At 66.1% G+C, this 20,663-nt stretch carries 20 protein-coding genes and 1 pseudogene; 2 read left to right on the forward strand and 19 right to left on the reverse strand.

The window, feature by feature from the left end; translation table 11 throughout:
• Nucleotides 1-55: 55 nt before the first annotated feature.
• The 8 genes from VZL07_RS23855 to VZL07_RS23890 are packed head-to-tail and all read right to left on the reverse strand — an operon-like array spanning nt 56 to nt 6,564.
• A complete protein-coding gene (locus VZL07_RS23855; protein WP_426749918.1) occupies nt 56-916 on the reverse strand; it encodes a phage major capsid protein in 861 nt (286 codons plus the stop codon).
• A 45-nt stretch (nt 917-961) separates the two neighbouring features.
• The gene (locus tag VZL07_RS23860; RefSeq protein ID WP_426749919.1) at nt 962-1,645 is read right to left on the reverse strand and encodes a hypothetical protein; all 684 of its coding nucleotides are present in this window, start codon (nt 1,643-1,645) and stop codon (nt 962-964) included.
• On the reverse strand, nt 1,642-2,994 hold the full coding sequence (locus VZL07_RS23865) for an XkdF-like putative serine protease domain-containing protein (RefSeq protein WP_426749920.1): 1,353 nt from the start codon (nt 2,992-2,994) through the stop codon (nt 1,642-1,644). The genes VZL07_RS23860 and VZL07_RS23865 overlap by 4 nt, the downstream gene beginning before the upstream one ends.
• Nucleotides 2,987-3,172 carry a hypothetical protein gene (locus tag VZL07_RS23870; protein WP_426749921.1) on the reverse strand — a complete coding sequence of 62 codons (186 nt, stop codon included), beginning with the start codon at nt 3,170-3,172 and terminating at the stop codon, nt 2,987-2,989. Before VZL07_RS23870 ends, VZL07_RS23865 begins: the two co-directional genes overlap by 8 nt.
• A gap of 54 nt (nt 3,173-3,226) precedes the next feature.
• A complete protein-coding gene (locus tag VZL07_RS23875; protein ID WP_426749922.1) occupies nt 3,227-4,306 on the reverse strand; it encodes a head morphogenesis protein in 1,080 nt (359 codons plus the stop codon).
• Nucleotides 4,287-4,568: a hypothetical protein gene (locus VZL07_RS23880; RefSeq protein WP_426749923.1), complete on the reverse strand. Its 282-nt coding sequence runs from the start codon at nt 4,566-4,568 to the stop codon at nt 4,287-4,289. Before VZL07_RS23880 ends, VZL07_RS23875 begins: the two co-directional genes overlap by 20 nt.
• Nucleotides 4,565-6,364 carry a phage portal protein gene (locus VZL07_RS23885; protein ID WP_426749925.1) on the reverse strand — a complete coding sequence of 600 codons (1,800 nt, stop codon included), beginning with the start codon at nt 6,362-6,364 and terminating at the stop codon, nt 4,565-4,567. The genes VZL07_RS23880 and VZL07_RS23885 overlap by 4 nt, the downstream gene beginning before the upstream one ends.
• Nucleotides 6,361-6,564 (reverse strand): hypothetical protein, encoded by a 204-nt coding sequence (locus VZL07_RS23890; protein ID WP_426749926.1) that lies wholly within the window; start codon nt 6,562-6,564, stop codon nt 6,361-6,363. Before VZL07_RS23890 ends, VZL07_RS23885 begins: the two co-directional genes overlap by 4 nt.
• A 244-nt stretch (nt 6,565-6,808) precedes the next feature.
• Between VZL07_RS23890 and VZL07_RS23895 the strand changes: the two genes are divergently transcribed.
• Entirely contained in the window at nt 6,809-7,714 is a 906-nt protein-coding gene (locus VZL07_RS23895; RefSeq protein WP_426749927.1) for a hypothetical protein, read from the forward strand.
• A gap of 51 nt (nt 7,715-7,765) precedes the next feature.
• Here VZL07_RS23895 and VZL07_RS23900 read toward each other — a convergent pair whose 3' ends face one another.
• From VZL07_RS23900 to VZL07_RS23920, 5 genes and pseudogenes are all read right to left on the reverse strand, one after another.
• Entirely contained in the window at nt 7,766-9,115 is a 1,350-nt protein-coding gene (locus tag VZL07_RS23900; protein WP_426749929.1) for a hypothetical protein, read from the reverse strand.
• A 107-nt stretch (nt 9,116-9,222) separates the two neighbouring features.
• Complete coding sequence (locus VZL07_RS23905; RefSeq protein ID WP_426749930.1) at nt 9,223-10,185, reverse strand: DUF4365 domain-containing protein; 963 nt, start codon at nt 10,183-10,185, stop codon at nt 9,223-9,225.
• A 297-nt stretch (nt 10,186-10,482) separates the two neighbouring features.
• Nucleotides 10,483-10,935, reverse strand: a pseudogene (locus VZL07_RS23910) (terminase); the annotation flags it as partial.
• Nucleotides 10,817-11,917, reverse strand: coding sequence for a terminase large subunit domain-containing protein (locus tag VZL07_RS23915; RefSeq protein WP_426749931.1), 1,101 nt, complete (start codon nt 11,915-11,917; stop codon nt 10,817-10,819). The pseudogene VZL07_RS23910 and the gene VZL07_RS23915, both read right to left, overlap by 119 nt.
• Nucleotides 11,918-11,928: 11 nt before the next feature.
• The gene (locus VZL07_RS23920; protein WP_426749932.1) at nt 11,929-12,726 is read right to left on the reverse strand and encodes a BRO-N domain-containing protein; all 798 of its coding nucleotides are present in this window, start codon (nt 12,724-12,726) and stop codon (nt 11,929-11,931) included.
• Between the two features lie 125 nt (nt 12,727-12,851).
• Here VZL07_RS23920 and VZL07_RS23925 point away from each other — a divergent pair, with 125 nt between their 5' ends.
• Nucleotides 12,852-13,466: a tyrosine-type recombinase/integrase gene (locus tag VZL07_RS23925; protein ID WP_426749934.1), complete on the forward strand. Its 615-nt coding sequence runs from the start codon at nt 12,852-12,854 to the stop codon at nt 13,464-13,466.
• A 2,334-nt stretch (nt 13,467-15,800) separates the two neighbouring features.
• Here the strand turns inward: VZL07_RS23925 and VZL07_RS23930 are convergent.
• From VZL07_RS23930 to VZL07_RS23955, 6 genes are read right to left on the reverse strand one after another with little or no spacing between them, the layout of a single operon-like run.
• Entirely contained in the window at nt 15,801-16,427 is a 627-nt protein-coding gene (locus VZL07_RS23930; protein WP_426749935.1) for a hypothetical protein, read from the reverse strand.
• Between the two features lie 48 nt (nt 16,428-16,475).
• On the reverse strand, nt 16,476-17,627 hold the full coding sequence (locus VZL07_RS23935; protein WP_426749936.1) for an AT hook motif domain protein: 1,152 nt from the start codon (nt 17,625-17,627) through the stop codon (nt 16,476-16,478).
• 8 nt (nt 17,628-17,635) lie between these two features.
• Nucleotides 17,636-18,466 (reverse strand): hypothetical protein, encoded by an 831-nt coding sequence (locus tag VZL07_RS23940; protein WP_426749937.1) that lies wholly within the window; start codon nt 18,464-18,466, stop codon nt 17,636-17,638.
• Complete coding sequence (locus VZL07_RS23945; RefSeq protein WP_426749939.1) at nt 18,442-18,780, reverse strand: hypothetical protein; 339 nt, start codon at nt 18,778-18,780, stop codon at nt 18,442-18,444. The genes VZL07_RS23940 and VZL07_RS23945 overlap by 25 nt, the downstream gene beginning before the upstream one ends.
• Nucleotides 18,777-19,436, reverse strand: a complete 660-nt coding sequence (locus tag VZL07_RS23950) for an exonuclease domain-containing protein (protein WP_426749940.1) — start codon at nt 19,434-19,436, stop codon at nt 18,777-18,779. The genes VZL07_RS23945 and VZL07_RS23950 overlap by 4 nt, the downstream gene beginning before the upstream one ends.
• Complete coding sequence (locus VZL07_RS23955) at nt 19,436-20,611, reverse strand: RecB family exonuclease (RefSeq protein ID WP_426749941.1); 1,176 nt, start codon at nt 20,609-20,611, stop codon at nt 19,436-19,438. The genes VZL07_RS23950 and VZL07_RS23955 overlap by 1 nt, the downstream gene beginning before the upstream one ends.
• Between the last annotated feature and the right edge of the window lie 52 nt (nt 20,612-20,663).

Genomic DNA, 20,663 nt, shown 5'->3' on the forward strand with positions numbered 1-20,663 from the left:
GCCGTGCCCGCTTCTTCCGCGAACTTCGCGTCGAAGCGCAGCGTGGCCACCACCTTCAGCGTGCCCTCGGAGATGTCGCGCGCCGACTCGAGCCGAATCTGCCGCCAGATGCCGACGTGGATATTCTTGGGGTTGCACAGCAACACCGCCGTGCGGTCATTCGTCGCGCCGAGGTTTTCAGGCCACAGGGGGATGGGCCGCAGCGGGACGCCCGAGTAGACGACGGGCGCGTCGCCCTCGAGGAACTTGTCGCCGACAGCCGTGGCCCTCTCGGCCAGCGTGCTGCGGTAATCCAGGTCCGCGTCGACGCTGGTAAGAGGAACCCCATGCTGCTCTTGTCGCGCAGGTGCTCCGAGGGCAGCGACTTGAGCAAGTCTCCGAGGACGTCCTTGGAGATGGGCGCGCCGGCCGCGTCGACGACGTTGCTGGTTGCCTGCTTCAGCACGCCATCCAGCGTGGCGAGGAAGGGGTCTGCCGACGCCGTGTCCCCGTTGACGAGGATTTCCTCCATGTCGCGGGAGATGGCGTCCGCCATCATCTCCATGAGCGTCTGGCGCAGCTCGCCGCGCTCGATGCTGTCTTCGAGCACTTCGTCGCTGAGCCTGACTTCGCCCTTGAAGAGCTTGGCGTCCAGCTCCACCTGGGAGAGGTCCGGCTTCACGCGCTGGGCGGCGGGGACGGCGGTGGCCTCCTGTCCCGGGCGGAGGATGCGGCTGCCGAACTTCAGCTTGGAGAACTGCTGCTTGGGGGCCGCCATGGGGACGACGGTGCACTGCTGCAGGAGCACCGACTGCTTGATGAGGAGGCGCATGAACTTCTGCGCCTGGGCGGGCTGGAGGATGCCGCCGCCTGCCGTGAGGTCGGCGAGGGCCAAATCCGCCTTGGCCAAGAGGGTGCTGTTGTCGAGACGACTCATGAGGGTTTCCTTCGGCGTTGAGGCTTCCTGGTGGCGGGTGGGACGTCAGACGTCGTGGAAGGAGAGGGCCTTGTCGACGCTCTCCCGGTTGAGGGGCTTGTTGAGGTCGAGGGGCCAGCCGACGTCCTCGACGGGAGGCTTGGGCGGACGCTCCGCGGGGGCGCTGCTGTTGGGCAGGCCGTGCTGCTTCTCCACGCGGCCCAGGCGCTGATGCTGCTCCTTCACGGAGCCCTCCAGCGCGCGGACGGCGTCGGTGAGCTTGGTGAGGCTCTCCATGACGCCGGAGGCGTCAGGGACGGGCGCGGGCGGAGGCGGAGCGGGATTGGCGGCCTTGGCGCGCGCCTCGACGTCATCCTCCTTCTCGTCGTCGTCCTCGTCCTCGTCCTCCAGTGCGTCGGCCAGCGCGCGCAGGTGCTGGGCCACCTCCACCACACGCACGCCGTCGACGCCGTCCGTGGAAGTCAGCGCCTCGACGAGTGTCGTCACCGCTTCGAGGGCCTGCTGGGCCGTGGCGAGGAGCGCGTCCTCGGCCTTGGAGGTGTCCGAGGCGGCGCTGTGGGTGCTCTCGGCCTGCGTGGTGTCCTGGGGAGCGTCGTCCATGGTGTCTCCGTCTCGCTTCACGAGGAGGAAGCGGTGCTTGTTGGCGGCCCTGTCCACGAGGGACACCTCCTCCACCACCATGTCGACGAGGCGGTGGACGGACGCGGGGCCTTGGGCGGTGGTCGTCATGCGGCCTCCGGCTGGGAGTCAGCGGCAGGTGTGTCGGAAGGGGGCGTCTGAGGGGCCGCGGAAGCCTCGGGTAGGCGGCGCGCGGTGCCGCCAATGCTGAAGCCCGTCAGCTGGCCGTCCTTCACCCGGCCCCAGAGCTCATCGGAGAGGACGCGCACGGCGAGAAGCCAGGTGCCCTTTCGCACCGGCACTTCGCCCAAGGAGAAGTCGACGGGCGCCAGGCAGCTCTCCAGCACCTTCACGTGCCCGTTGACGCGCATCTGGTGCATGAGGCCCAGGCCGCCAAACTCCTCCATGAAGCGGTGCGCGGCCTGGCGAATCTCCACGGCGGAGTAGACGTCGCCCTGCGCGTCCACCGTCTCCGGCTCCAGGACGATGCCCAGGACGTACCGCTCGTCGTCGGGCTCGACGCCCTTGAAGAGAGACGTCGTGGTTGCGAAGGGGGCGGAGCCAGACGGCTCCTCCGACTTCCAGTCGTCCACGGCGAAGTCGCTGCCGCCCTCCAGCGCCTTCGCGGCGGGCTGGTAGTTGGAGACGAGGAGCTGCGTCAGCACGGAGGAGCCGCCCACGCCGCGCATGGCGGCGATGGTGCGAGGCGTCCGGATGCGCTTCACGAGGAAGCCGGAGTCCTTCAGCAGTCCGGGCAACTTCCCCCGGATGCCATACGTCATGAGCCAGCGGCCCTTCAGTGACTTGAGGACGCCATAGAAGCGCTCCTCGTCGAAGTCGCCCTCGCCGACGTCCACGTTGTAGCCGGGGTAGGGCGGGTCCAGGAAGAAGACGGTGTCCTTCCCGTCGTACTTGCGCACCACCTTCTCGTAGTCGCCGCTGTACACCTTTACGCGCTTGAGGCGCGGGGCGAACTGCTCGATGCGCGAGAGCGTCTTCGCCTGCGTGCCCGCGCCGTTGGGGCTGAAGCTGCGCCCGCGCAACTTCCCGTAGCTGAAGTGCGTCAGGTAGAGGAAGCGGTGCAGACGCTCGACGTCGCCCTTGGGCTTGGCGTCGAAGAGGCTCTTGAATGTCTTCTCGTCGCCCACCCACGGCAGCTTCTTCAGCTTGGCCAGGCTCGCTGGCGTCAGTTTCTGGATGAGCCGGTAGGCGTCAGCAATCTCCGTGTCCGCGTCGTTGATGGCTTCGACGTCCGAGGCAGCCTTCTCGAAGAGGACGGCGGCGCTGCCGGCGAAGGGCTCCACATACGTCTTGTGCGCGGGCAGCATGGCCACAAGGCGCTTCGCCAGGCGCTTCTTGCCCGCGGGGCTGCCCCAGATGGTTTTTTCCACCGGCTCACCCTGGAGAGACTCCAGGACGTGTCGGGCCCGAGCGAGGGCTTTGGCGAGGGGGTCACCCATCGCAGAGGCCCTCCGGGTCGAAGCCCCACGTCAGCTCTCCTGAGGTGGGGAGGTTGAGGTCGCGAGGCCAGACGACGGGCGTCGCCTCGGCCTTGGCCGTGGAGGACGACTCCTGCGTCGTCGCGTTGCCCTCCGGCGTCGGAGGTGAGGTGGGGGTAGTTGTCGAGGTGGCCTGCATGGCGTTTCGTCTCCGGAAGAGACAAAGGCCTGCGGCGCGAAATCGGGGACATCACTAAGTGACGGCGAGTGTCCCGGTGCGGCAGAGGGCGTGGAAAGGAGGGAAGCCCACGCCTGCTTCCGCGAGCTGTCTGTCCGAAGCGAGGGCGCGGAACTCGCCGACGTCGTCGCGGGTGCCAGCGGCGGAGCGGAGCACCTCGGCCAGGCGCGTTTCCTGGCCACCTCGGTTGACGTAGAGGAGGGCACGCCCGGTGTCCGCGTCGAGGCGCTCCCTCACCCAGGGCAGCTCCTGCTTCACATCCTCCGGACGCTCGAGTGTCTCCAGTCGCTCGAAGCGCTGGAGGGCATCGGCCACCGCGAATGTCTTCCCGTGGAGGAAGCGGCACACCTGGGTGGTGGCCTCGTCGAGGACGGCCTCGATGCGGTAGCGGTGGATGCCAGCCTCCGCGTAGCTGCTCACCTGGGCGAAGGAGCGCCCTTGGCCGATGAAGTGGCTCGCCACCACCTCCCAGTAGAAGGGGGCCCGCTCGATGAGCGCGCCGCGCGCGGCCCGCTCCAAGGACTCGGCGATGTCTCCTCTCCCCAGGCCCGCTTCCAGCCCCTCGGCAACAAGGCGCCGGGCCTCCTCCCCGAAGGTGTCCAGCCGGCGCCCGTACTCGTCCCGCACGAAGTTGCCCTGGGTGCGGACGATGTGTTGGGCCACGCGCCTGTCGACGGCGTTGAAGCGGGCGGCGAGGGCGAGGCCCTGCTCTCGCCGGGCGTGGCTGCGGGTGGACGCCACCACCTCGTTGGCTGCGTCGCCGAGGGGAGCCTGGATACGGGAAGGGATGACGGCTGTCTGCCGGCCGGCCGCCTCCAGGGACTGGGCGACGAGACGCCTGCGCTGGGCGGCTGTCGTCGTCCTCCAGTCCACGTCGAGGACAGCCACCGCCTCCCGCATGGCGTCCACATCCGCGCTCCCGACGGCACGACGGAGGCGCGCGGCAAGCAGGGCCACGGCGTGGTCCATGCCCGCGGCGGTGCCAACGTCGAGGGCTTTGGCCACCGGCAGTCGCAGGACGTCTCCCAGGAGGGTGTCCGCCACCGCCCGCGCCTCGTGCAAGAGGAGGAGGCTGTCAGCGGGGGCCGTGCACACGGGGCTCCTCCTGCGCCACCAGCTCCACGGGACTGCGGCGCTTGGCGCGCACTTCGACTCCTGCCTGAGTGGGGGAGAAGACGACGTCGTGGCTGGCCGCGCACCTGTCACACAGGGCGAAGACGAGGAGGCCGTTGCGCCACAGCGTCGTCGTCTCCTCCAGGGGGCCGCGCCTTCGGCACATGCGGCACTCCAGGACTCCCCGCTCGGCATCGGCCTGGGCCTGGAGCACCCACGCGCGCTGGAGCTGCTCGGGCGTCATGACTCCCTCGCCGAAAACCAGGTGTCGAACTCCTCGCGGGGGATGGGGACGTGCTCGGCGTCCATGTACCTGCGGGCCAGCGCCAGGCGCCCTTGGGCCAGGCGCTCCTCCTCGGCCAGAAGCTCTTCACGCAGGCCCACGAGTCGCTTGGCCTCGCTCAGCAGCGAGCCCTTGTCCTTTGGGGGCGTCAAGTCGCTGGAGCCCGATTGGATGCCCGCCAAAGTTAGCGTGAGGGGGCGCTTCACCCAGTCGTCCCCAATTTTGCGGAACTCGCGGTGGAAGATGTCGCCGGCCAGGTGGCGGCCCTCCTCGGGTGTCAGCACCCCCACGCGCACCATGCGCTCTACCATCTCCGTCATGCGCTCCGGGTCCCTGGTGGCCGTCGTCTGGCTGCGGAAGCGCCAGAAGCGCACGCCCATGTCGGCGAGCACCTTGCGGTTGAGGAGGAAGTCGAACTCGTCGCGCTCGGGCTGAAACACCTGGTCCTCGGCGAAGCGCAGCTGGGCCTCGGCCACGGAGCGGTTGAAGTCCCGGCCGTCTCCGCGCAGCAGTGGCGGCAGGCGGAAGGCGCTGCCCACCTTGTCGATGTTGCGCGCGTCATAGGCTTGGAAGAGGGCGTCCTGCTGCTGGGCGTCTGTCAGCGGGCGCAGCTCAATCTTCGCGCGGCCTCCGTCGCCCGTGCCCGCGCCGTCCGCCTCAAGGATGAGGATTTTGTGGAAGTTGGCCTTCCCCTTCAGGTTCTCCTCGATGAAGCGCTCGATGCGCGGCACCGAGGCGTCGGAGAGCCGCCCTCCGGAGACGAGGAGGGCCAGGGGCGGGACGGACTTGTTGTTGAAGTAAAGGTAGTTGACCTCCTCCATTTGCCGGGAGCCGAGGACGGACAGCAGGGTGCCCACCCAGCGGGGGATGCCGTAGGGAGAGCGCGGCGAGTGGATGGCGAAGTGGATGAGCTCGGTGGCGGGGCCGTCCGAGGCGTCCGCGGCCTTGAGGGAGGCGACGTCCGGGAAGACGCGGCCGGTGAGGCGGGAGACGACGCGCGAGTCCCCAAAGGACTTGAAGTACACCCGCTCGCTGCCCTGCACCTGGACGTAGCGACGCAGGCGTCGGCGGGTGGTGACGGTGTCGAAGCTGACGGCGGAGATGCGGACGCGCTCGCGCACCTCGACGGACTCCTTGTCCAACGGGAGAAGGCGCACGGTGTAGGAGGGGACGTAGACGAAGCGGGCGATGTCGCCCTTGCCGTCGCGTAGCACCTCCCAGTACGCGTTGCCCGTCACCTCCAAGTCGTGGCGGGTGCGGCGGCGCAGCTCGACGAAGCTGGAGTCGAAGCAGCAGAAGTCGAAGAAGGACTCCAGACGGGCCTTCTCCACCCGGGCCTGCTGGCGTACCTCCTCTGCATGGGCTGCGACTTCCTCGGCCGTGGGGCGCAGGGGAGTCCCCGGCGGCAGCGTGCCCGCGTCACGCGCGGCCAGGCGCTCCAGGGCCATGGCGTCGGCCACCTTATCCCGGGCCCCGTCGGCGTCGAAGTCGATGGCTGGCTCGAAGCGGAAGCCGAAGCCGTCGATGTTGGTGGCGTAGGCGTCGACATTCTGGCGAAGGGAGTTGGAGTGCTCGACGAGGAGGCAGAGGGCCTCCGGCTCATACGGGGGCTGGAGGGCGCCGGCCTCGCTGAAAGCCACGGCCTCCTCGCCACCCGGGCGGCTGGCGGGCTCGTCGACGCGGGCGCCCACCACCACCGCCTTCAGAATCGATTGGAGGCGCTCGTCGGCCTGGTGGACTTCCGCAGGCACCGTCACGGGCGGCCCTCCACATAGGCCAAGAGGCCCGTGGGCGTGTGAGAGGCGGCGCGCACGCGCTGTCCGCGGGCCGCAATCTCGACGCGGACTGCCTCCAGCAGCCCGTCGAGGGTGGAGGCCTCGACAGTGAAGCCGGGCCCAGGGTGTGGCGCACCGCCCGAGCCAGAGGAGAGGACGAAGACTTTGACGTCGCGCTGCACATGGGCCTCCCGCACAAGGTGGAGGCAAGGCGCGCGGTGGGAGGGGCGCCCTCGACGTGCGAGGGCGTTGGGGGCCGCGCGCCTTACCTCCAGCGAGGACAAAGGCCTCGGGCCCAATTTCGGGGACATCGGGTGGGAGTGCTTTGGGGGTGTGTCGAGACGAACTGCGACACGCCAGGGAGGGCGCTGCGGTGCCGCCCCTGTCGAACACGTTGAAGCCCCTCTTCAACGCGGAGGAGACACCATGGACACCACCTACCGTGTCGCGAGGCTGCCCGCGCGCCTGCGCGGTTTCGCGCTGCCGGACACGAGCACGTCACCCGAAGGCTACGTCGAGGCGGGCGACTACCTCGTGCTCGAGGAGATGCCCCGACACCCCACGCCCGATACCGACTATGCCCGGCTGGTGGCGCCGCAGTTGAGCGGACTCGACACCTGGGTGTGCACGCGCTGGCGCACGCAGCGCTACGCGACGCTCTTCTCCCAGGAGCGCGCCCCTGCCATGGCCCGGCTGTCTTTCGCCAATGAGCCGCTGGCCATCCCAGAGGAGCGCCTCTTCGCGCTGCTGGGGGCGTTCGTCGACTACAGGTACGACGTGAGCCGGGCGTACTACCCGTGGGCGCTGCCCGGCGTCCGTGTCCCACTGGCGCCGCCCAGGCTGAACAACTGCTGCACCTTCGTCGAGGCCCTGCTGGTGAAGGCCTTCTCCGAGGCGCATGGCGCGGCTTTCTCGTGGGACATGCGTCGCCACCGGCAGATGATGATTGCCTCCACGGAGGACTACTTCTCCCCCGTGACGGCCGCCGTCGAGTCCGGCATGGCCCTGCTGGCGCCGTCGGAGGATGTGCCCCCTCACCCCTGGACACTCATCGAGGGGTGGCGCAGTCAGTGGGGCTCGGGGCACACCTTCCTCGTCGTGGACTTCCACCCGGAGACGGACAAGGTGCTGGTGCTGGAGTCCAACGCCGCCTTCCGGCTCGACGGCGTCGGCTACCGTGGCCTCGGCAACCTGCGCGACGTCGGCCTCCAGCCGCCTGCGGACTGGTGGACGCGGAACGAGGTGTGGACGTGGCGCCGCATCTGCTCGACGTACCCCTTCAGGAAGCAGGGGTGGCTGAAGGTTAGGGAACGCCGGATGTCTTGCCTTTGATGTGGAGTGCTTTCTTTTTTGTCGATGAAGCGTCTTTGGATTCGGAACAGGTTAAACAAGGAGATTGTGGAGGCGAAAGAGCCGGTCGAAGAATGAGATGATGGTCTGTGGTCCATTGTGGGCCATTATCTCATGATGAGAGAATCGATAGACCTCATATCCCCTTAGTCGCAGCTCGCGGTCGCCCTGGAGGGTGTTGGTGTATGCGCAAGGATTTGCTTGTCCGTTTTTGAAAGAATAGTGCTGCATTCCATCAATCTCAATCACGATGCGCTTAGAGTGTGAGAGCAGTATCAGGAAGTCCATTCTCTGGTTGTTGAATATCGGGCGACCAGAGCGCTCTTTTGCCGTTTTAGGGTCGTAGACGTGATAGACCTCGGGGATTAATGCGGGAAGCATTTCGTCAAGGAGGGGTCTGAAGGTTTTTAGATATGTTTTGTATAGCAGTAGTTGGCCTGGAGATGACTTGATTGACTCGATGAGGCGCGCGCTGAGACGCTTGGCCCCCTCTTCTTTGGTGGCGAGCTTGTTTTCGCGAGCCCACCACTGAGCGAGAGTGGCCCAGGTTAGGCTGTCGCTTCCTAGTGGCTCGGAGTAAATGAGGCAGGAGGATTCATGTTCCAATACGACAATGTCGTTGTTTATAGCGTCGGAGAATCCGAGTAGTGGCTTCCTGCCGTTTGAGGCGAAGATGATGTTCTTCGGCTTTCCTTGGACCCCCTGCGTAAGTTCGTGGATTTGGTAGGTGGGGTGGCCTGATATCGGTTCTCCGCTCTGAAGAGTATATCCATCTTGTTGGATTATGCGGCTGATGGTTTGTGCGAGCTCCTCTTGTTGTGTGTGCTTGTTGGCTGTTGGATGGACAATTGCTTCGAGCGCAATGAATAGTCGCCGATCTGGCCATGAGTAGAAGCCCCATTCTACGAGGTCGTGGGTTGTTCCAGAGCGTGTGCTTGAGGGCAAATCTCCGAAGAGGGTGCTTAGGGCGTCGTTGAATCCTGATTCTAGAGTAACGAGCCCAATGTGAGCTTTGAATGCTTCGACCGGAAGGTTTCCTGAAATTTGTGTCGGCAACTCTTCGATTAGGGTTCGCCTTGTTACTTCTGTTATGCGTTGGCTTCCGTTTGACTCAATCCACCAGAGTTCGTTTTGAATTTGGTGGGTAAGGAAAGACGGTGAGTCTTGTAGGGTTGAGTGGGCTGCTCGTCTTAGTGTTGTTGGAGATTCTTGATTTAATGATGTTGAGATGTATTTGTCTTTTCCGAGTCTTTCAGCGAGCTCCGGACGCCAAGTCAGCCCAAGGCTGGCGAAGCGCGGCTCAAGTTCTTTCCAGGTGGCAGTGGATAACCAGCGAGCGAGGTACACACGGAGTTGCTTCAAATGGTAGTCGAGCGTTCCCATTTTCGTTAAAGCCCCCTGTTAGGAGGCGAGAGCCCTGTCATGCGGCATGCGCAGGAGGGAGAAGGTTGCTGGTGAATGGCGCAAAGCCTTGGCAGCGTGATTGCTTGTTATGTTCCGCCAAGGTGAAGAGCTAACATTAGATATGATACGCCAAGAGGGCTCAGGGCGAGATCGAACGTAGCGCCATAGCCTTCACCGTCCACCGTGGACTCCTTTACTTCCCAATAACTCATGCCTTCGAACTGTTCAGCGAAATCGCTGTAGTCCAAGTCGTGGTCCATTAGTTCGCCTTCGAAGTACTGTCCGTGCTGTTGATCATGAAGTTCTTCGATTAGCCACTCGCGCTGCTGCTCCTCTTCTTCTTCATCTCTTTTCAGGATTGCCCATGGAAACAGCTTTTCAAGATTGGCAAGGCCCTCGTCCGCGCCTGGCCATAGCAAGAGCCACGGACCGATCTCCCTCTCGAGGGTTGTGGGCGAGCCTTCGCTCGTTGTCACGACGACCTGTGCCCGGCGAAAAACCGTATTCGTCTTGACCACTACGTGGAGTCTGACAGAGCCGCCTTTTTGAATCGTCTCCATGAATGGTCGAGCCATTCCTAGGGTGCGGAGTCGCTGGAGATCCTCAGGGCCATCCGCAATGCTTGAGAGTCGATTCTTGGCGCTTGGATTCAGGATGTTGGTATAGGGGACCGTCAGCTTGAAGCTCTTGTCGAGCTTTTCGATCTCCCTAGGAGTGATTTGGGCCCACCATGCTGTGTTGGTTTGGGGGTCACATAGTACCACTATGACTGCGAGCGAGTGTTTCGTCCAGTAGTCAAGAAGGTCGAGGCTTTCTCGAAAGACGAAGCCGTTTGCTGTGCGTTCCTGGAGGTAGGATGGGCCAGTCTTTATTTGGAGGGCTAAAAGCTTGCCTGTTGGATGTTCGCCTTCAAGCACCTCGACTTGTGCATCTATGCCGAAGTCCTTGGGTTGCTCTCTGAAAATCCAAAGGAGCTGTTGCTCCACGATCATCTGGGTGATCGCGACCCCGATGTCGCCTGTTGCCTGTGATGCCTTGCGTGTCGGCATGGTCCTTTCCTCCTGCATGGTGAAGTAGAGGAGCCTATCACTGGTGAGCCTCTGGTCTTGAATCGCACTCCTCCGAGTCCGAGTATCCCACCATTCAGGGGAGGGCAATGCCGCCAATGAGATATTCTACCGAGTCGAGTGGGAGTTTCCCTGGGGATTGCCTCGGCGCACGATTGAAGGCGGAAAAGGCGGTAGCGGATCCGAGCGGAGAGTTACGCGAGAAGGAGGCCCCGAAACGCAGGTGCACTGCGCAGATTCGTTCTCGAAAAATGCTACGAGGAACATGTAGGCAGGGGGCTAGCCGATTACGCGCACTCCGATCTCCCCACTTCCTCGTCGCTCCGGCCCTCGCTCGCGCTGGCACGCCAAGGCGACGGCCCAGAACTTGTCCGCGTGGCCGCGGTTGGTGCGCTCGGCGTCGAAGGACACCTTCCCCGAGGGCAGCACCCGGCGCTTGATGGAGTGAATCTGCCCGATAAGCTCACGCTGGCGCGGCAGCGTGACGTCGCGGCGCTGGAGGAGAATCTTGAAGTCAGTCGCCCAGCGCTCCTTGGCCTCGTTGGTGAAGTTCTCCTCCACCACCTGGGGGAAGTCGCGGGCGAGGTTCTCTGCGAGATTCATGCCGATGCCGCTACGGTCGACGCTGAGGCGCGCCACGGGCAGGAGGGACAGGAGTCTGCGGAGGTGGGCCTCCTGTTCCGCGAAGGGGACACCCTCGAAGCTGCGCAGCATGCGACAGGTGAAGCGGCCCTCCACCTCCTCGAAGACTGCCAGCTCGGAGCGGTCTCGCGTGCGGCCCACGTCGAAGCCCGCCACTAGGCGGCCCTGGGGCACGGGCACGTCGGAGGCATCTTGGGCCAAGGACAGCTCGTCCGTGGTGCACGGGAGGATGAGCTCGTAGGGGAGGAAGCTGTAGGACTCGTCGACGTAAAAGGCATTCGAACTCCTGTTGGAAGTCCTCCTGCGGCAGGGAGTCGAACTGCTCGGTGAGGACGGTGCGCCCGAAGCGCGCGACGCGCTCCTCGGTGGACATGAAGGGGGCCTCCACCGCAGCTCGCTTCACGTCCACGGAGAAGAAGCGGCACAGCCACCAGGGCACCAGTTGGCGGGTGTGGTGCGGGTACTTCCGCAGTTCCTGGGTGTCTATCTCCCAGAAAATGCCTCGCCGGCCGAGCGGGGTGCTGCCCCCTGTGAGTTGCCCATGCGAGCGCAGGATGAGGGCGGTGCTGCCGGTGTAGACTTCGCGGTCGTTGACCAGGTGCGCCAGCTCGTCCAGGTACACATCGCCGCGTTTCCCGCGCGGAGGCTTGGCGGGAACGGAGATGATGCGCGAGAGGCGCCGGCCTCGGGAGTTCGACTCGAAGGCCAGCTCCGTCTTCGCGTCGGTGACGAGCTTCTTCTGGAAGGCGAGCGGCAGCTCCTCGTACACCTGCCGGGCGATGAGCACCTTCTCCACCGCGTCCGAGAGGTTGTACGAGACGAAGACGGCCGTGTGGCCGTCACGCAGATGGCAGCGCGCGAGGGCCTCGAGGGCGAAGGTGAAGGAGAAGCCCACCTGGCGGCTCTTGGCCACCCAACGGAAGCGGGAGCGGTTGTCGAGAAAGGACTGCTGGTAGGGCTCCAGCACCATCGGCTCGCCGTCGTACTGGCACAGGCCGGAGATGAAGCCCGCCTCGGTGGCGAGCCACTGGGTGAGGTCGTCCTCGGTGCGCTTGACGATGCCGAGCGTCACGGTGCCCTCCTTCAACCGACGCCGACGGAGAGCGCAGAGGAGCGAGCAGCATCCTCCAGGACGCCAAGCACGTCGGGCCGCCAGAGAATCTGGTAGGCGGCATGGCCGTGACGGCTGAAGGGGACGGCCTCTGCGTAGTCCCGGCCCGCGTCCGTCAGCTCCCACTCCTCGCGCTCGTTGCGCCGCTGGAGGCCGCATGCTTCCAGGCGGAGGTTCATCTTCCGGGCGGACAGCCTCACCTTCTGGCCGAGCTCCGTGGCGTTGAGCCGCGCGGGGGGCTCGGCGGCAGCCGGCAGCCCCCTGCGATGGGGCTCCATCGTCAGCCCGGTGTCCGTGTGGATGGCGTCGAGGGCGCAGGCTGCTGCCATCTCCGGCTTGAGACCTGGAACGAGGGAGGCGAGCGTCCTGGCCACTTCCAGGTGGGCCAGCACCTGGGCTTGGAGCGGTGGGGGCAGCACTGGGGGCGGCTGCGGTGACGGAGCGCCTGGCGCCGTGTAGCTGCCCGTTCTGCGGAGGGTGGGCAACACCTCGTGTGTCACCCAGTGCTTGAAGCGTCGAGCCTCGGGCTTGCGACTGGTGAAGGTGAGCACGTAGAGGCCGGGCTCGTTGACCACGGTCATCTCCTGCGGGCCTCCAGGGGTCTGCACAGTACGCAGACCCTTTTCGTCGACTCCGAGGCGACGTGTTTGCTCGGTGTTGATGGTGAGCGCCGCGCAGACGTCCGCGGCGACGAACCATGGCTCACCCTGCTCATCGATGACGACGCGCACGTGGTGCGACTCGAAATTGAAAGCGACAAGCTGATTCACGGCGACTCCTTCTGGGAGCGGTTGGGGGGAGGTAAGGGCCGCGCGGGCCCGCAGCGTGGTTAATGACTTGTCTTGTGGCGGCGACAGAGCGTGCATGGCCGCGTCCTCTGCACGAAGGAGCCGCCATGTCTGCCTATGCCGCTGTCGCCCGCGCGCCCCGCACCCTCACGGAGAAGGAGGTGGCGCTGCTGCTGCGCGCCACGGGGTTGCACCGGGACGGATTCAGAGACCACTGCCTCTACAGCCTCGCGCTGGCCACGGGCTTGCGCGAGCACGAGCTGGTGGCCCTCAACCTCGGTGACGTCTTCGACGAGCGCGGGCGCGCACGCCGGTACGTGGCGCTGACCGTCTTCAAGGGCAGCCGCCGGCACCCGGGCCCCCAGGAAATCGTCCTCTCGGCCACGGTGCGCGCGAAGCTGGAGAAGCTGTTGCGCCTGAAGCGCTCGCAGGGGCACGACGTGGACCCCCAGGCGCCGCTCTTTCTGAGCCGCAAGGGCCTGCGCCTGTCCACGCGACAGGTGCGCCACGGCTTTGCGGTGTGGCAGGAGCGCGCGGGGCTGGAGCGGCACCTGAACTTCCACGCCGTGCGCCACACCGCGTGCACCGGGGTGTACCGGAGGACGAAGGACATCCGCCTCACCCAGAAGTTCGCGAGGCAGCGAAGCGTCGACTCCACCGTCATCTACACGCACCCCTCGGACGACGAGCTGGTGCGCGTGACGAACGACTTGCCCTGCTGATGGGGCACGCCGCCTCCGCGCTGAGCGCCCGCGAGAGCCCCAGGGCGGGGCGGGCAGCCGCGCGGAGGTGGTGAGGGGCGGACGTGCGCGATACCCGCGCGGGCCGCCCCAAGCGCAGCCGGCGAAAGTGAACAGCGCGAGGCGTTCACTTACCGGGTGCAAATGAACAGGGGCGGGGTGTTCACTTTTTCGGGCCTGAGTCTCTCGAAAAGGGCCCCAGATACATGCCCCGGCGGCGAGGCCCGCACGAAAGATCGCACCACCCCCCACCCTGGTGTCAGGGGTAGGCGGGGTAGGCGTGCTGGCGTCATTGGTAGGCATGGTTGCGCCCGGCGGGGGCAGGCGGTGAAGGTGACTGGGGACGAGCTGGGCCGCGCGATGGGCGGCAGGCGGCCCCAGCCAGCGGAAAGCGGCAATCGGCCTCGGCGCTTCGGTCCTTCATGAGGGCTCGTAAGCGCGCGAAACAGCGTGGGGGCGGTGACGCCGAATGGCCGCCTTTACCCATTTTCGGCCATTCGGCTCGGCCCTGGTAACGGCACGCGCGCCCAGGTGCGCGCGGGGCGGAGGGCCGGTGCTTCGAGGGCTGCGCGGGGGCTCATGAGGCTCACGAGGAGGACAAAGGCCTGCGGCCCGAAGCGCTGGGGGACACGCGCGCACGAAAGGGGCGTCACGCGGCGGAGCTGCTCGCGCGCGGGGGCTGGGCCTGGGGCACGCGTCAGGAGGGCCACGCGGCGGCCAGCGGGGCCTCGGTGGCGAGGGGCAGGTGGGCCGAGAAAGTGAACGGCGCGCTGGTGTCCGGTCCGCTGGACGGAGTGTGCTTCCGGGCCCGAGTTATGGCCCGGAGCGATACCGCGGTGCTCGAGCACCTGGTGGCTGTCCGCCCTAACCTCGCGAAACTACGGGGATTGTGGCGCCAAGCGTGTGCTTCCTCGCGCCAGGTCTCAGCTCCACGGGGAAAGTGAACGGGCGCTGCTTGGCGCGGCGAAAGTGAACGGCGAAACTGAACGCGAAAGTGCCCGCGTTCACTTACCGAAGGGCGCTCTCAGTCGGGGTCGTCGGGGGTGTAGCTCTCATCCTGAGCAGCCGGCAGCCCCCTCCTGATTTCAGCCCCTTATGCGGAGCTTGGCCGCTGGGCGAGCATCCAGCTCTTCTCGGAGCGTGCTCAGAATGAGAGCCACCCCCGTCGTCGGGGGGCGTAGCGTGCATGGGATGGAGGGGCATGAGGCGTCCTCCGCTCTCGGCACTCGCTGGCGAGGCCGGATTTGGGTCCCTGGCGTCGCTGCTCACCCCTGCCGCGTCTCAAGCACTTCGCGTTGAGCCCGCGTGCGTCGCGCCACGAGATTCTTCAGAGAGAAGGTGGCTTGCAGCTCTTGCATATCGCGCGGTGCGGCGACTCGGTGACGGGGCTGCTGCGGGGCCGATTCAGAACACCGTCCCAATGGTGTCCTTCACTACTGAGTAGCGGAAGATGAAGGCTGGCCCAGTGCTGCATGGAACCCAACCTGCGACGAGTGCTCGTTCAATGATGTCACGCACAGTGGCAGGGGTGATCCCCGTCCCATGGGGAGCAATCCAGTTGTCGGGACGACTCACGGAGAGGTCGACAAGGAGGACTTTGCGAGGGCCGTGCGTGCTTGCTTGGACAGCAATCCTCATTGGAGTCAGGGAGACTGCCTGTGTGTACGTGGGCTTTCTCCGGATACGCCACTCGTACTCGGACTCGCCTACGCGAATCCTGCGGCTGCCTTTCTTGGGAATCGTCATCGATACCTACGTTACTTCATGTCGTGGTGCCTGCGCGCCAGTGGGGGCGCTGTTCGCTGCGTGTTCCGCTGCCTGGCGACTCTCACGATTTGCAGTGTCCTTCTCTTCGTCGCCACTCTCCAAATCCACCTCTGCATCCACCTAGCCGCGCTCGGCGGGCGTCGTCTCACCCGCAGCACGCAAGGCCTGGGCGTGGCGCGCCTGGAGGCTCTCCAGCGAGAAACTGGCGTGCAGTTCCTGGCGGGAGTCAGCGCCGCCCTTGGCCGATGCGTCGCGACCTACTCCGGTACCGTGGCTCGCTCCGACACGCGCTTCCCTCCGGCTCGCGTTCAGTATGTGCATCGTCCTGGTCGCTGCCGAGCCGCAGGATGTCCGGATCCTCGTTGCCGCTCGCTACATTCGCTTCCACTTCGCCGCACTCGTTTCGAGTGTTTCGCGGCGCGCCCGCGAATGTCGAACCTTGGGTCCAAGAACACCGAAAACGGATGTGTTTCCGGAATTTGAGGAAGCGGCTCCATGCGCAGGGTTCTTTGACTCTGAGCGGGGGGCGGCGAGCTGAATTGATATGATTCAGTCTTTCGCCGGGACTTCTCCTGTTCTACGGGGCTTTCCCGTGGATATGGTGAAGTCGCTGGCAAGAATGGGTTTGATGCATGAAGAGCTTTGCCTGGTTTCGAGTTCGTAGATTTTGACTATGAAGTCTAGATTTTCCATGAGTCGGTCGTTGGCTTTGGTGATTTCCTCCTGAGGAAGTGCATGGGCCGAAGGAGGAAGAATGGTCGAGAGAACATTGTCACGGACCGATGGGTCGCTATTTGCTCCAAGATCGTGCGTGGCCTGTCTGAGGAAAAAACTGCAGATTTCCTTGTGGGACTTGAGCGCCTTTTTGAACCTGAGGCCAATGATGATAAGGGCGCGCTTGGTCTTGGGGTCAATGAAGGAGGCCACCTCTCCAGGGGATTCGACAGGGGTGTTGAGGATAAACAAGCCATTGTTTGAGGAGGTGGATATGTGTTCAATGCGGGGACGCAATTTTTCTGCGGCGTGGTGGAGAATGAAGTCTAGGTAGGTAAGGGGACGCCCCCAGATAGGATCGCCCGCGATTTTTGAAGCCTCTTGAGGGGTAGGCTTCTGTGGATCTTCATTTGTGGATGCTGCTAGGGAAAGCAGGGCTATGAATAGAAAGTGGGTGCTCATGGGTGGCGTCGTCCTAAATCCGGTATGCAGTTTTTGATGCACACCCTATCATGGCGTAGCTTCGTGTTGCCCTTCCTTGTTGTTGTGCGCTTCTTCCTGTGGGACAGGACGATGTGCATCGTTGCTTTCCAGTTGTTCGCAAAACTCCGCGTCCACTTCTCCGCGCTCGGCGGGCGTCGTCTCTCGCGCGACGCGCAGGGCCTGGGCGTGCCGGGCCTGCAAGCCCTCCAGGGAGAAGCTGGCGTGCAGCTCCTGGCGAGAGTCGGCGCCGCCCATGACGAACTCCTTCAGGCGCACCATGGTGTTGAAGTCGGTGGGGTTGTCGACGCGCACGCGGCCCTCGGCCAGCGCTTCCTCGAAGCCGAGGAGGTAGCCGTCAATCATCTTCAGGGCGTCGTCCTTGGAGACGGCGATGGCGGTGGCGCGCAGCTCAATCAGCTTCTGGTCCGCCTTGGTGGCGATGCGAGTCTTGGCCTCCTCGCGGCGGCGCAGGCAGTTGTGCTCCCTGGAGTAGTTGGCGATGAGGGAGGTGGCGACGCCGAAGCGCTCGGCCAGCTCGCGGTAGGACGCGTAGGACGTCATGGTGGAGCCGTCGGGGAGCGCCTTGACGTCGCCGAAGACGAGGGCCTTGTCGAGCTCCTGGCGCGGGAGGGCGGGCTCCGCGGACTTGAGGGGGCGGCCCGACTTGCGCTGCGCGGTAGGCGGTGGGGGAGGTGGCGCTTCGGCAGGCGCGGACGTCGGTGGCGGAAGGTGTGCTTCGGCAGGCCCGGGCGGCGCGAGTGGCGCGGGAGGAGGCAGCGCTTCGGTGGGCGCGGGCGGCGGCTGGAGAAGTAGCGCCTCGGCAGGAGGAGACGGCGGGGGAGGTAGCGCTTCGGCGGGCGCGGGCGACGCGAGTGGCGCGGGCCGCGGCGGAGGATGCGCTTCGGCGCGTACCAGCATCGCGCGTGAGGTGCCCGCGAGGAGGAGCTTGCGGCGGCCGAGGCAGTCGTGGTGCTCGGCGTACCGGGCAATGGCGCTGTGGGCGACGCCGAAGCGCTGCGCCAACTCGCGGAAGGAGGGGAAGCGCCTCCTCACATGGCCCCGTGGGGTAGTCACCTCTTCGCCCTCGACGAGGAGCCGGTCCACCGTCTCAGTGGGAAACCGGGGGCCTTCGGCCTTGGTGGGGCGCCCCAGCTTCTTGAAGGGCTTCTTCTGGGCCATGCCTTCCCTCAGCAGGCTCCGGGGGGCTGTGCTGCGGCGTCCACGTCCTGAGTGCGCAGGCGTTGCATCAGCCGCGTGCGCTGGCGCTTCAACCGCTGGTACGTCCGCTCGGCTTCGGCGGCGTCGCCCTCGACGAGACGGCCAACGTAGGCGCGCAGCTTCTCGCGGCGGACGACGGTGGCCATGAGGACCTCGACGTCGCTGCGAGGCAGCGTGGCCTGGGCGAGGTGTACCAGCACCGCATCCCTCCGCACGAAGCTGCGGCGGACACTGGTCCGCCTGGGGCTCTCCACTGGCGTGGCGTGACGGGTGTCGGGCAACCACTCGGCAAGCTGCTCCTGCGTATACGTCTCGTGCTGCTCCGCGCGCTCCTTGCGGAGGTACCGGAACACCTCGCGAGCCGTCTGCTGGCGCAGGCGGGCGGCAGTCCAGTCGCCCCAGCGCGAGAGGGGGAAGGCGCGCGCGACAGAGAGGAAGGTGGCGAGGACGAGCTGGTCCAGGTCCTCTCGGGGCACCGCGTTGCCGAGGAGGCGGCGGCGCAGGCGCCGCAGCATGGGGGCGTAGGCGGAGGTGAGGGCAGTCGTCCACGCGGGGCTGGAGGAGGCCTGGCACTCGGCCACCAGGGCCCGGGTGAGGGCCTCCCGCTCCGGGTACGTCTCCTCGCGTGCGTCAGCCATGGTGGACAGCACCGATTCGAGGGTGGCGTGGCGCGCGAAGGCGGGCCGCCGCGTGCGCCCAGCCGCGAAGACGGCCTGGTGCCGTGGGGCGAGCGCCTCCACACGCAGCAGGCCCAGGAGGTGGCCGAAGAAGTCACTCACCGAGGACGGGCCTCCCACCACTCGCGCACCAACTCGAGGAAGTCGTCCAACTGCATGGTGACGAGGGGCGGCTGCCCGTCGTCCTTGCACACGGCTAGCGGCCAGCGCCCCGCCGGGCACGTCTCCACGGCCTGACGCAGGGCCTCGCGGACGTTGGTGCGCTGGTGTGCCTTGGCCTCCAGCCAGAAGCACGGCACCTCGACGTCGGACACCTCCTGCCCGGTGCGGTACTGGAGGCCGCGGCGGATGAGGGCCTCGGGCATGGCCTCGCGGAAGCGGTGGACGAGGGCGCGCTCGAAGTCTGCACCCTTGCGACGGGAGGACGCGCCACTCACGAGACACCTCCCGACTCCTCCATCAGCCGCTCCATGTGGCCGCCCCGGGCCATGCGTACCGCGAGGCAGCGGGCCACCTCCAGCGCGCAGCGAGCGTCCGCCATGGCGCGGTGAGGCGTGGCCCGGTGGAGGCCGAAGCGCTTGGCCAGGGCGTTGAGGGAGAGGGACTCCACCTCGCCCGTGGCGAGCAGCGGCCACGCGAGGCTGGCGGTGTCGAGGCGGTGGTAGTCGACGCCAGGCAGGGGTAGCCCGGTGCGGCGGTAGCCCTCGAGGAGGAAGCCCCAGTCGAAGCTGGTGTTGTGGCCGGCCACGAGGGTGCCCGCCAGGAGCGGCGTCACGGTGGCGAGGGCCTCCTCCAGGGGCAGGGCGTCCCGCCACTCCTCGTCGGAGTAGCCGCACACGGCCAGGGCTTCGGGGTGCGCGTCGGCCAGCCGGGTGGGCTTCACGCGGGCCTCGTACTCCGCCAGCACCTGGAGGCTGCGAGCGTCGACGCGGAGGATGGCCACCTCCAACACCTCGTGCCGGGAGGAGTCCAACCCCGTCGTCTCCAGGTCGATGAACGCCAGCGTCCGCAGGTGCGGCGGGAGGCCAGGGAAGAGCGGCTCGTGGAGACCGGTGACAGGAGTGATGTCAGAAGCAGGATGTGCGAAGAGCACTATGCGACCTCCTTGGCCCAGAAGCGGGGCGAGTGGTGTTTGGCGGCGAGGGACTCCAGCTCTGCCTTCAGCAGCGCCATGTGCGCGCTGCCCATGCGCTTGCCCGCGTCCTTCAGCAGCGCGTCGAGGGCCTTCTTGTCGACGCTGGCGAGGCGCTGCAGCAACTCCTCACGAGGGAGGCCGGTGGCCTGGGCCAGCACCGCGACGGTGGGCTCCAACGGGTAGTCGAGGCTGGTGGTGTTGAACATGCGGTAGCGCGTGCCGGCGAGGACGAGCTCGTCCTGCTCGGCGAGGTGGGCGCGGAGGACGCCCTCCAACTCGGCTTTGCGCGCGCCGAGAATCTTCGCGAGGTGGGCGACTTCCTGGCGCTCGCGGGCGACGGATTCCAAGTCGGCCGTGTCCCTGCAAACGACTTCACGCTGGCCCGTCAGTGCGCGGGCGTAGGCGGGGCAGGTGCGGCGGTGGTCGCAGTACACGCAGTTGGGGTTGAGGCGGGCGGGGAAGGACTCTGCCGTCTCCATCTGCTGGCCCAGCGTCTCGACGTAGGCGAGGGCCGCGTCCAACTGCTCCTCGGTGCGCGTCGTCTCCTGCCGCACGCCGTGGCGCAGCATCCACATGGACAGGCGCACCTTCTTCGCCCAGGGCCACATGCGGCGCGCGGCGAGGGCGTAGAGGCTGAGCTGGAGGCTGGAGTCCAGCTCCTCGCGAGTGAAGAGCTGGTGGTTGGACTTGTAGTCCATGACATGGACTGTCTCGTCGTCCACCCAGTCGACGCGGTCGATGAAGCCCAGGACGGTGAAGGGCCCCACCGGCAGGCGGAACTCCTTCTCCACGGCGAGGATGTCGCGGCAGGACACGCGGCCTTGCTGGCGGACGAAGTCCTGGAGGATGCCGAGGCCCTGCTGGAAGAGGGAGAGGCCACAGAGGCCCGAGGAGGCCCACGCTTCACGGTAGAGATGGAGGGCGCGCTCCTCGGAGAGCGGGCCCGTGTACTCGGTGTCGATGACTTCCTGGAGGAGCCGCTCGAGGACAGCGTGCAGCGCCTTGCCGAAGCTCAGCGGCACACCGGGCTCGGCGGTGTGCTTGTCGAGGTAGTGGAGCTGGTAGGACAGCGGGCAGGCCTCGAAGCGGCTCAGCCGGCTGTATGACAAATGCTGGTTTCGCAGGGCGCTCATGACGTGGGCCTCCGGGCCGGTGCAGGGGCGTGTCGCGAGTCAGTCATCACGC

The sequence above is a fragment of the Pseudomyxococcus flavus genome (assembly GCF_050038885.1).
GTDB lineage: Bacteria > Myxococcota > Myxococcia > Myxococcales > Myxococcaceae > Myxococcus > Myxococcus flavus.

Coding starts and splice junctions, on each gene's coding strand:
- VZL07_RS23855 (WP_426749918.1), bottom strand. CDS start 916: ATGAGTCGTCTCGACAACAGCACCCTCTTGGCCAAGGCGGATTTGGCC.
- VZL07_RS23860 (WP_426749919.1), bottom strand. CDS start 1,645: ATGACGACCACCGCCCAAGGCCCCGCGTCCGTCCACCGCCTCGTCGAC.
- VZL07_RS23865 (WP_426749920.1), bottom strand. CDS start 2,994: ATGGGTGACCCCCTCGCCAAAGCCCTCGCTCGGGCCCGACACGTCCTG.
- VZL07_RS23870 (WP_426749921.1), bottom strand. CDS start 3,172: ATGCAGGCCACCTCGACAACTACCCCCACCTCACCTCCGACGCCGGAG.
- VZL07_RS23880 (WP_426749923.1), bottom strand. CDS start 4,568: ATGACGCCCGAGCAGCTCCAGCGCGCGTGGGTGCTCCAGGCCCAGGCC.
- VZL07_RS23895 (WP_426749927.1), top strand. CDS start 6,809: ATGGACACCACCTACCGTGTCGCGAGGCTGCCCGCGCGCCTGCGCGGT.
- VZL07_RS23900 (WP_426749929.1), bottom strand. CDS start 9,115: ATGGGAACGCTCGACTACCATTTGAAGCAACTCCGTGTGTACCTCGCT.
- VZL07_RS23905 (WP_426749930.1), bottom strand. CDS start 10,185: ATGCCGACACGCAAGGCATCACAGGCAACAGGCGACATCGGGGTCGCG.
- VZL07_RS23925 (WP_426749934.1), top strand. CDS start 12,852: ATGTCTGCCTATGCCGCTGTCGCCCGCGCGCCCCGCACCCTCACGGAG.
- VZL07_RS23930 (WP_426749935.1), bottom strand. CDS start 16,427: ATGAGCACCCACTTTCTATTCATAGCCCTGCTTTCCCTAGCAGCATCC.
- VZL07_RS23935 (WP_426749936.1), bottom strand. CDS start 17,627: ATGGCCCAGAAGAAGCCCTTCAAGAAGCTGGGGCGCCCCACCAAGGCC.
- VZL07_RS23955 (WP_426749941.1), bottom strand. CDS start 20,611: ATGAGCGCCCTGCGAAACCAGCATTTGTCATACAGCCGGCTGAGCCGC.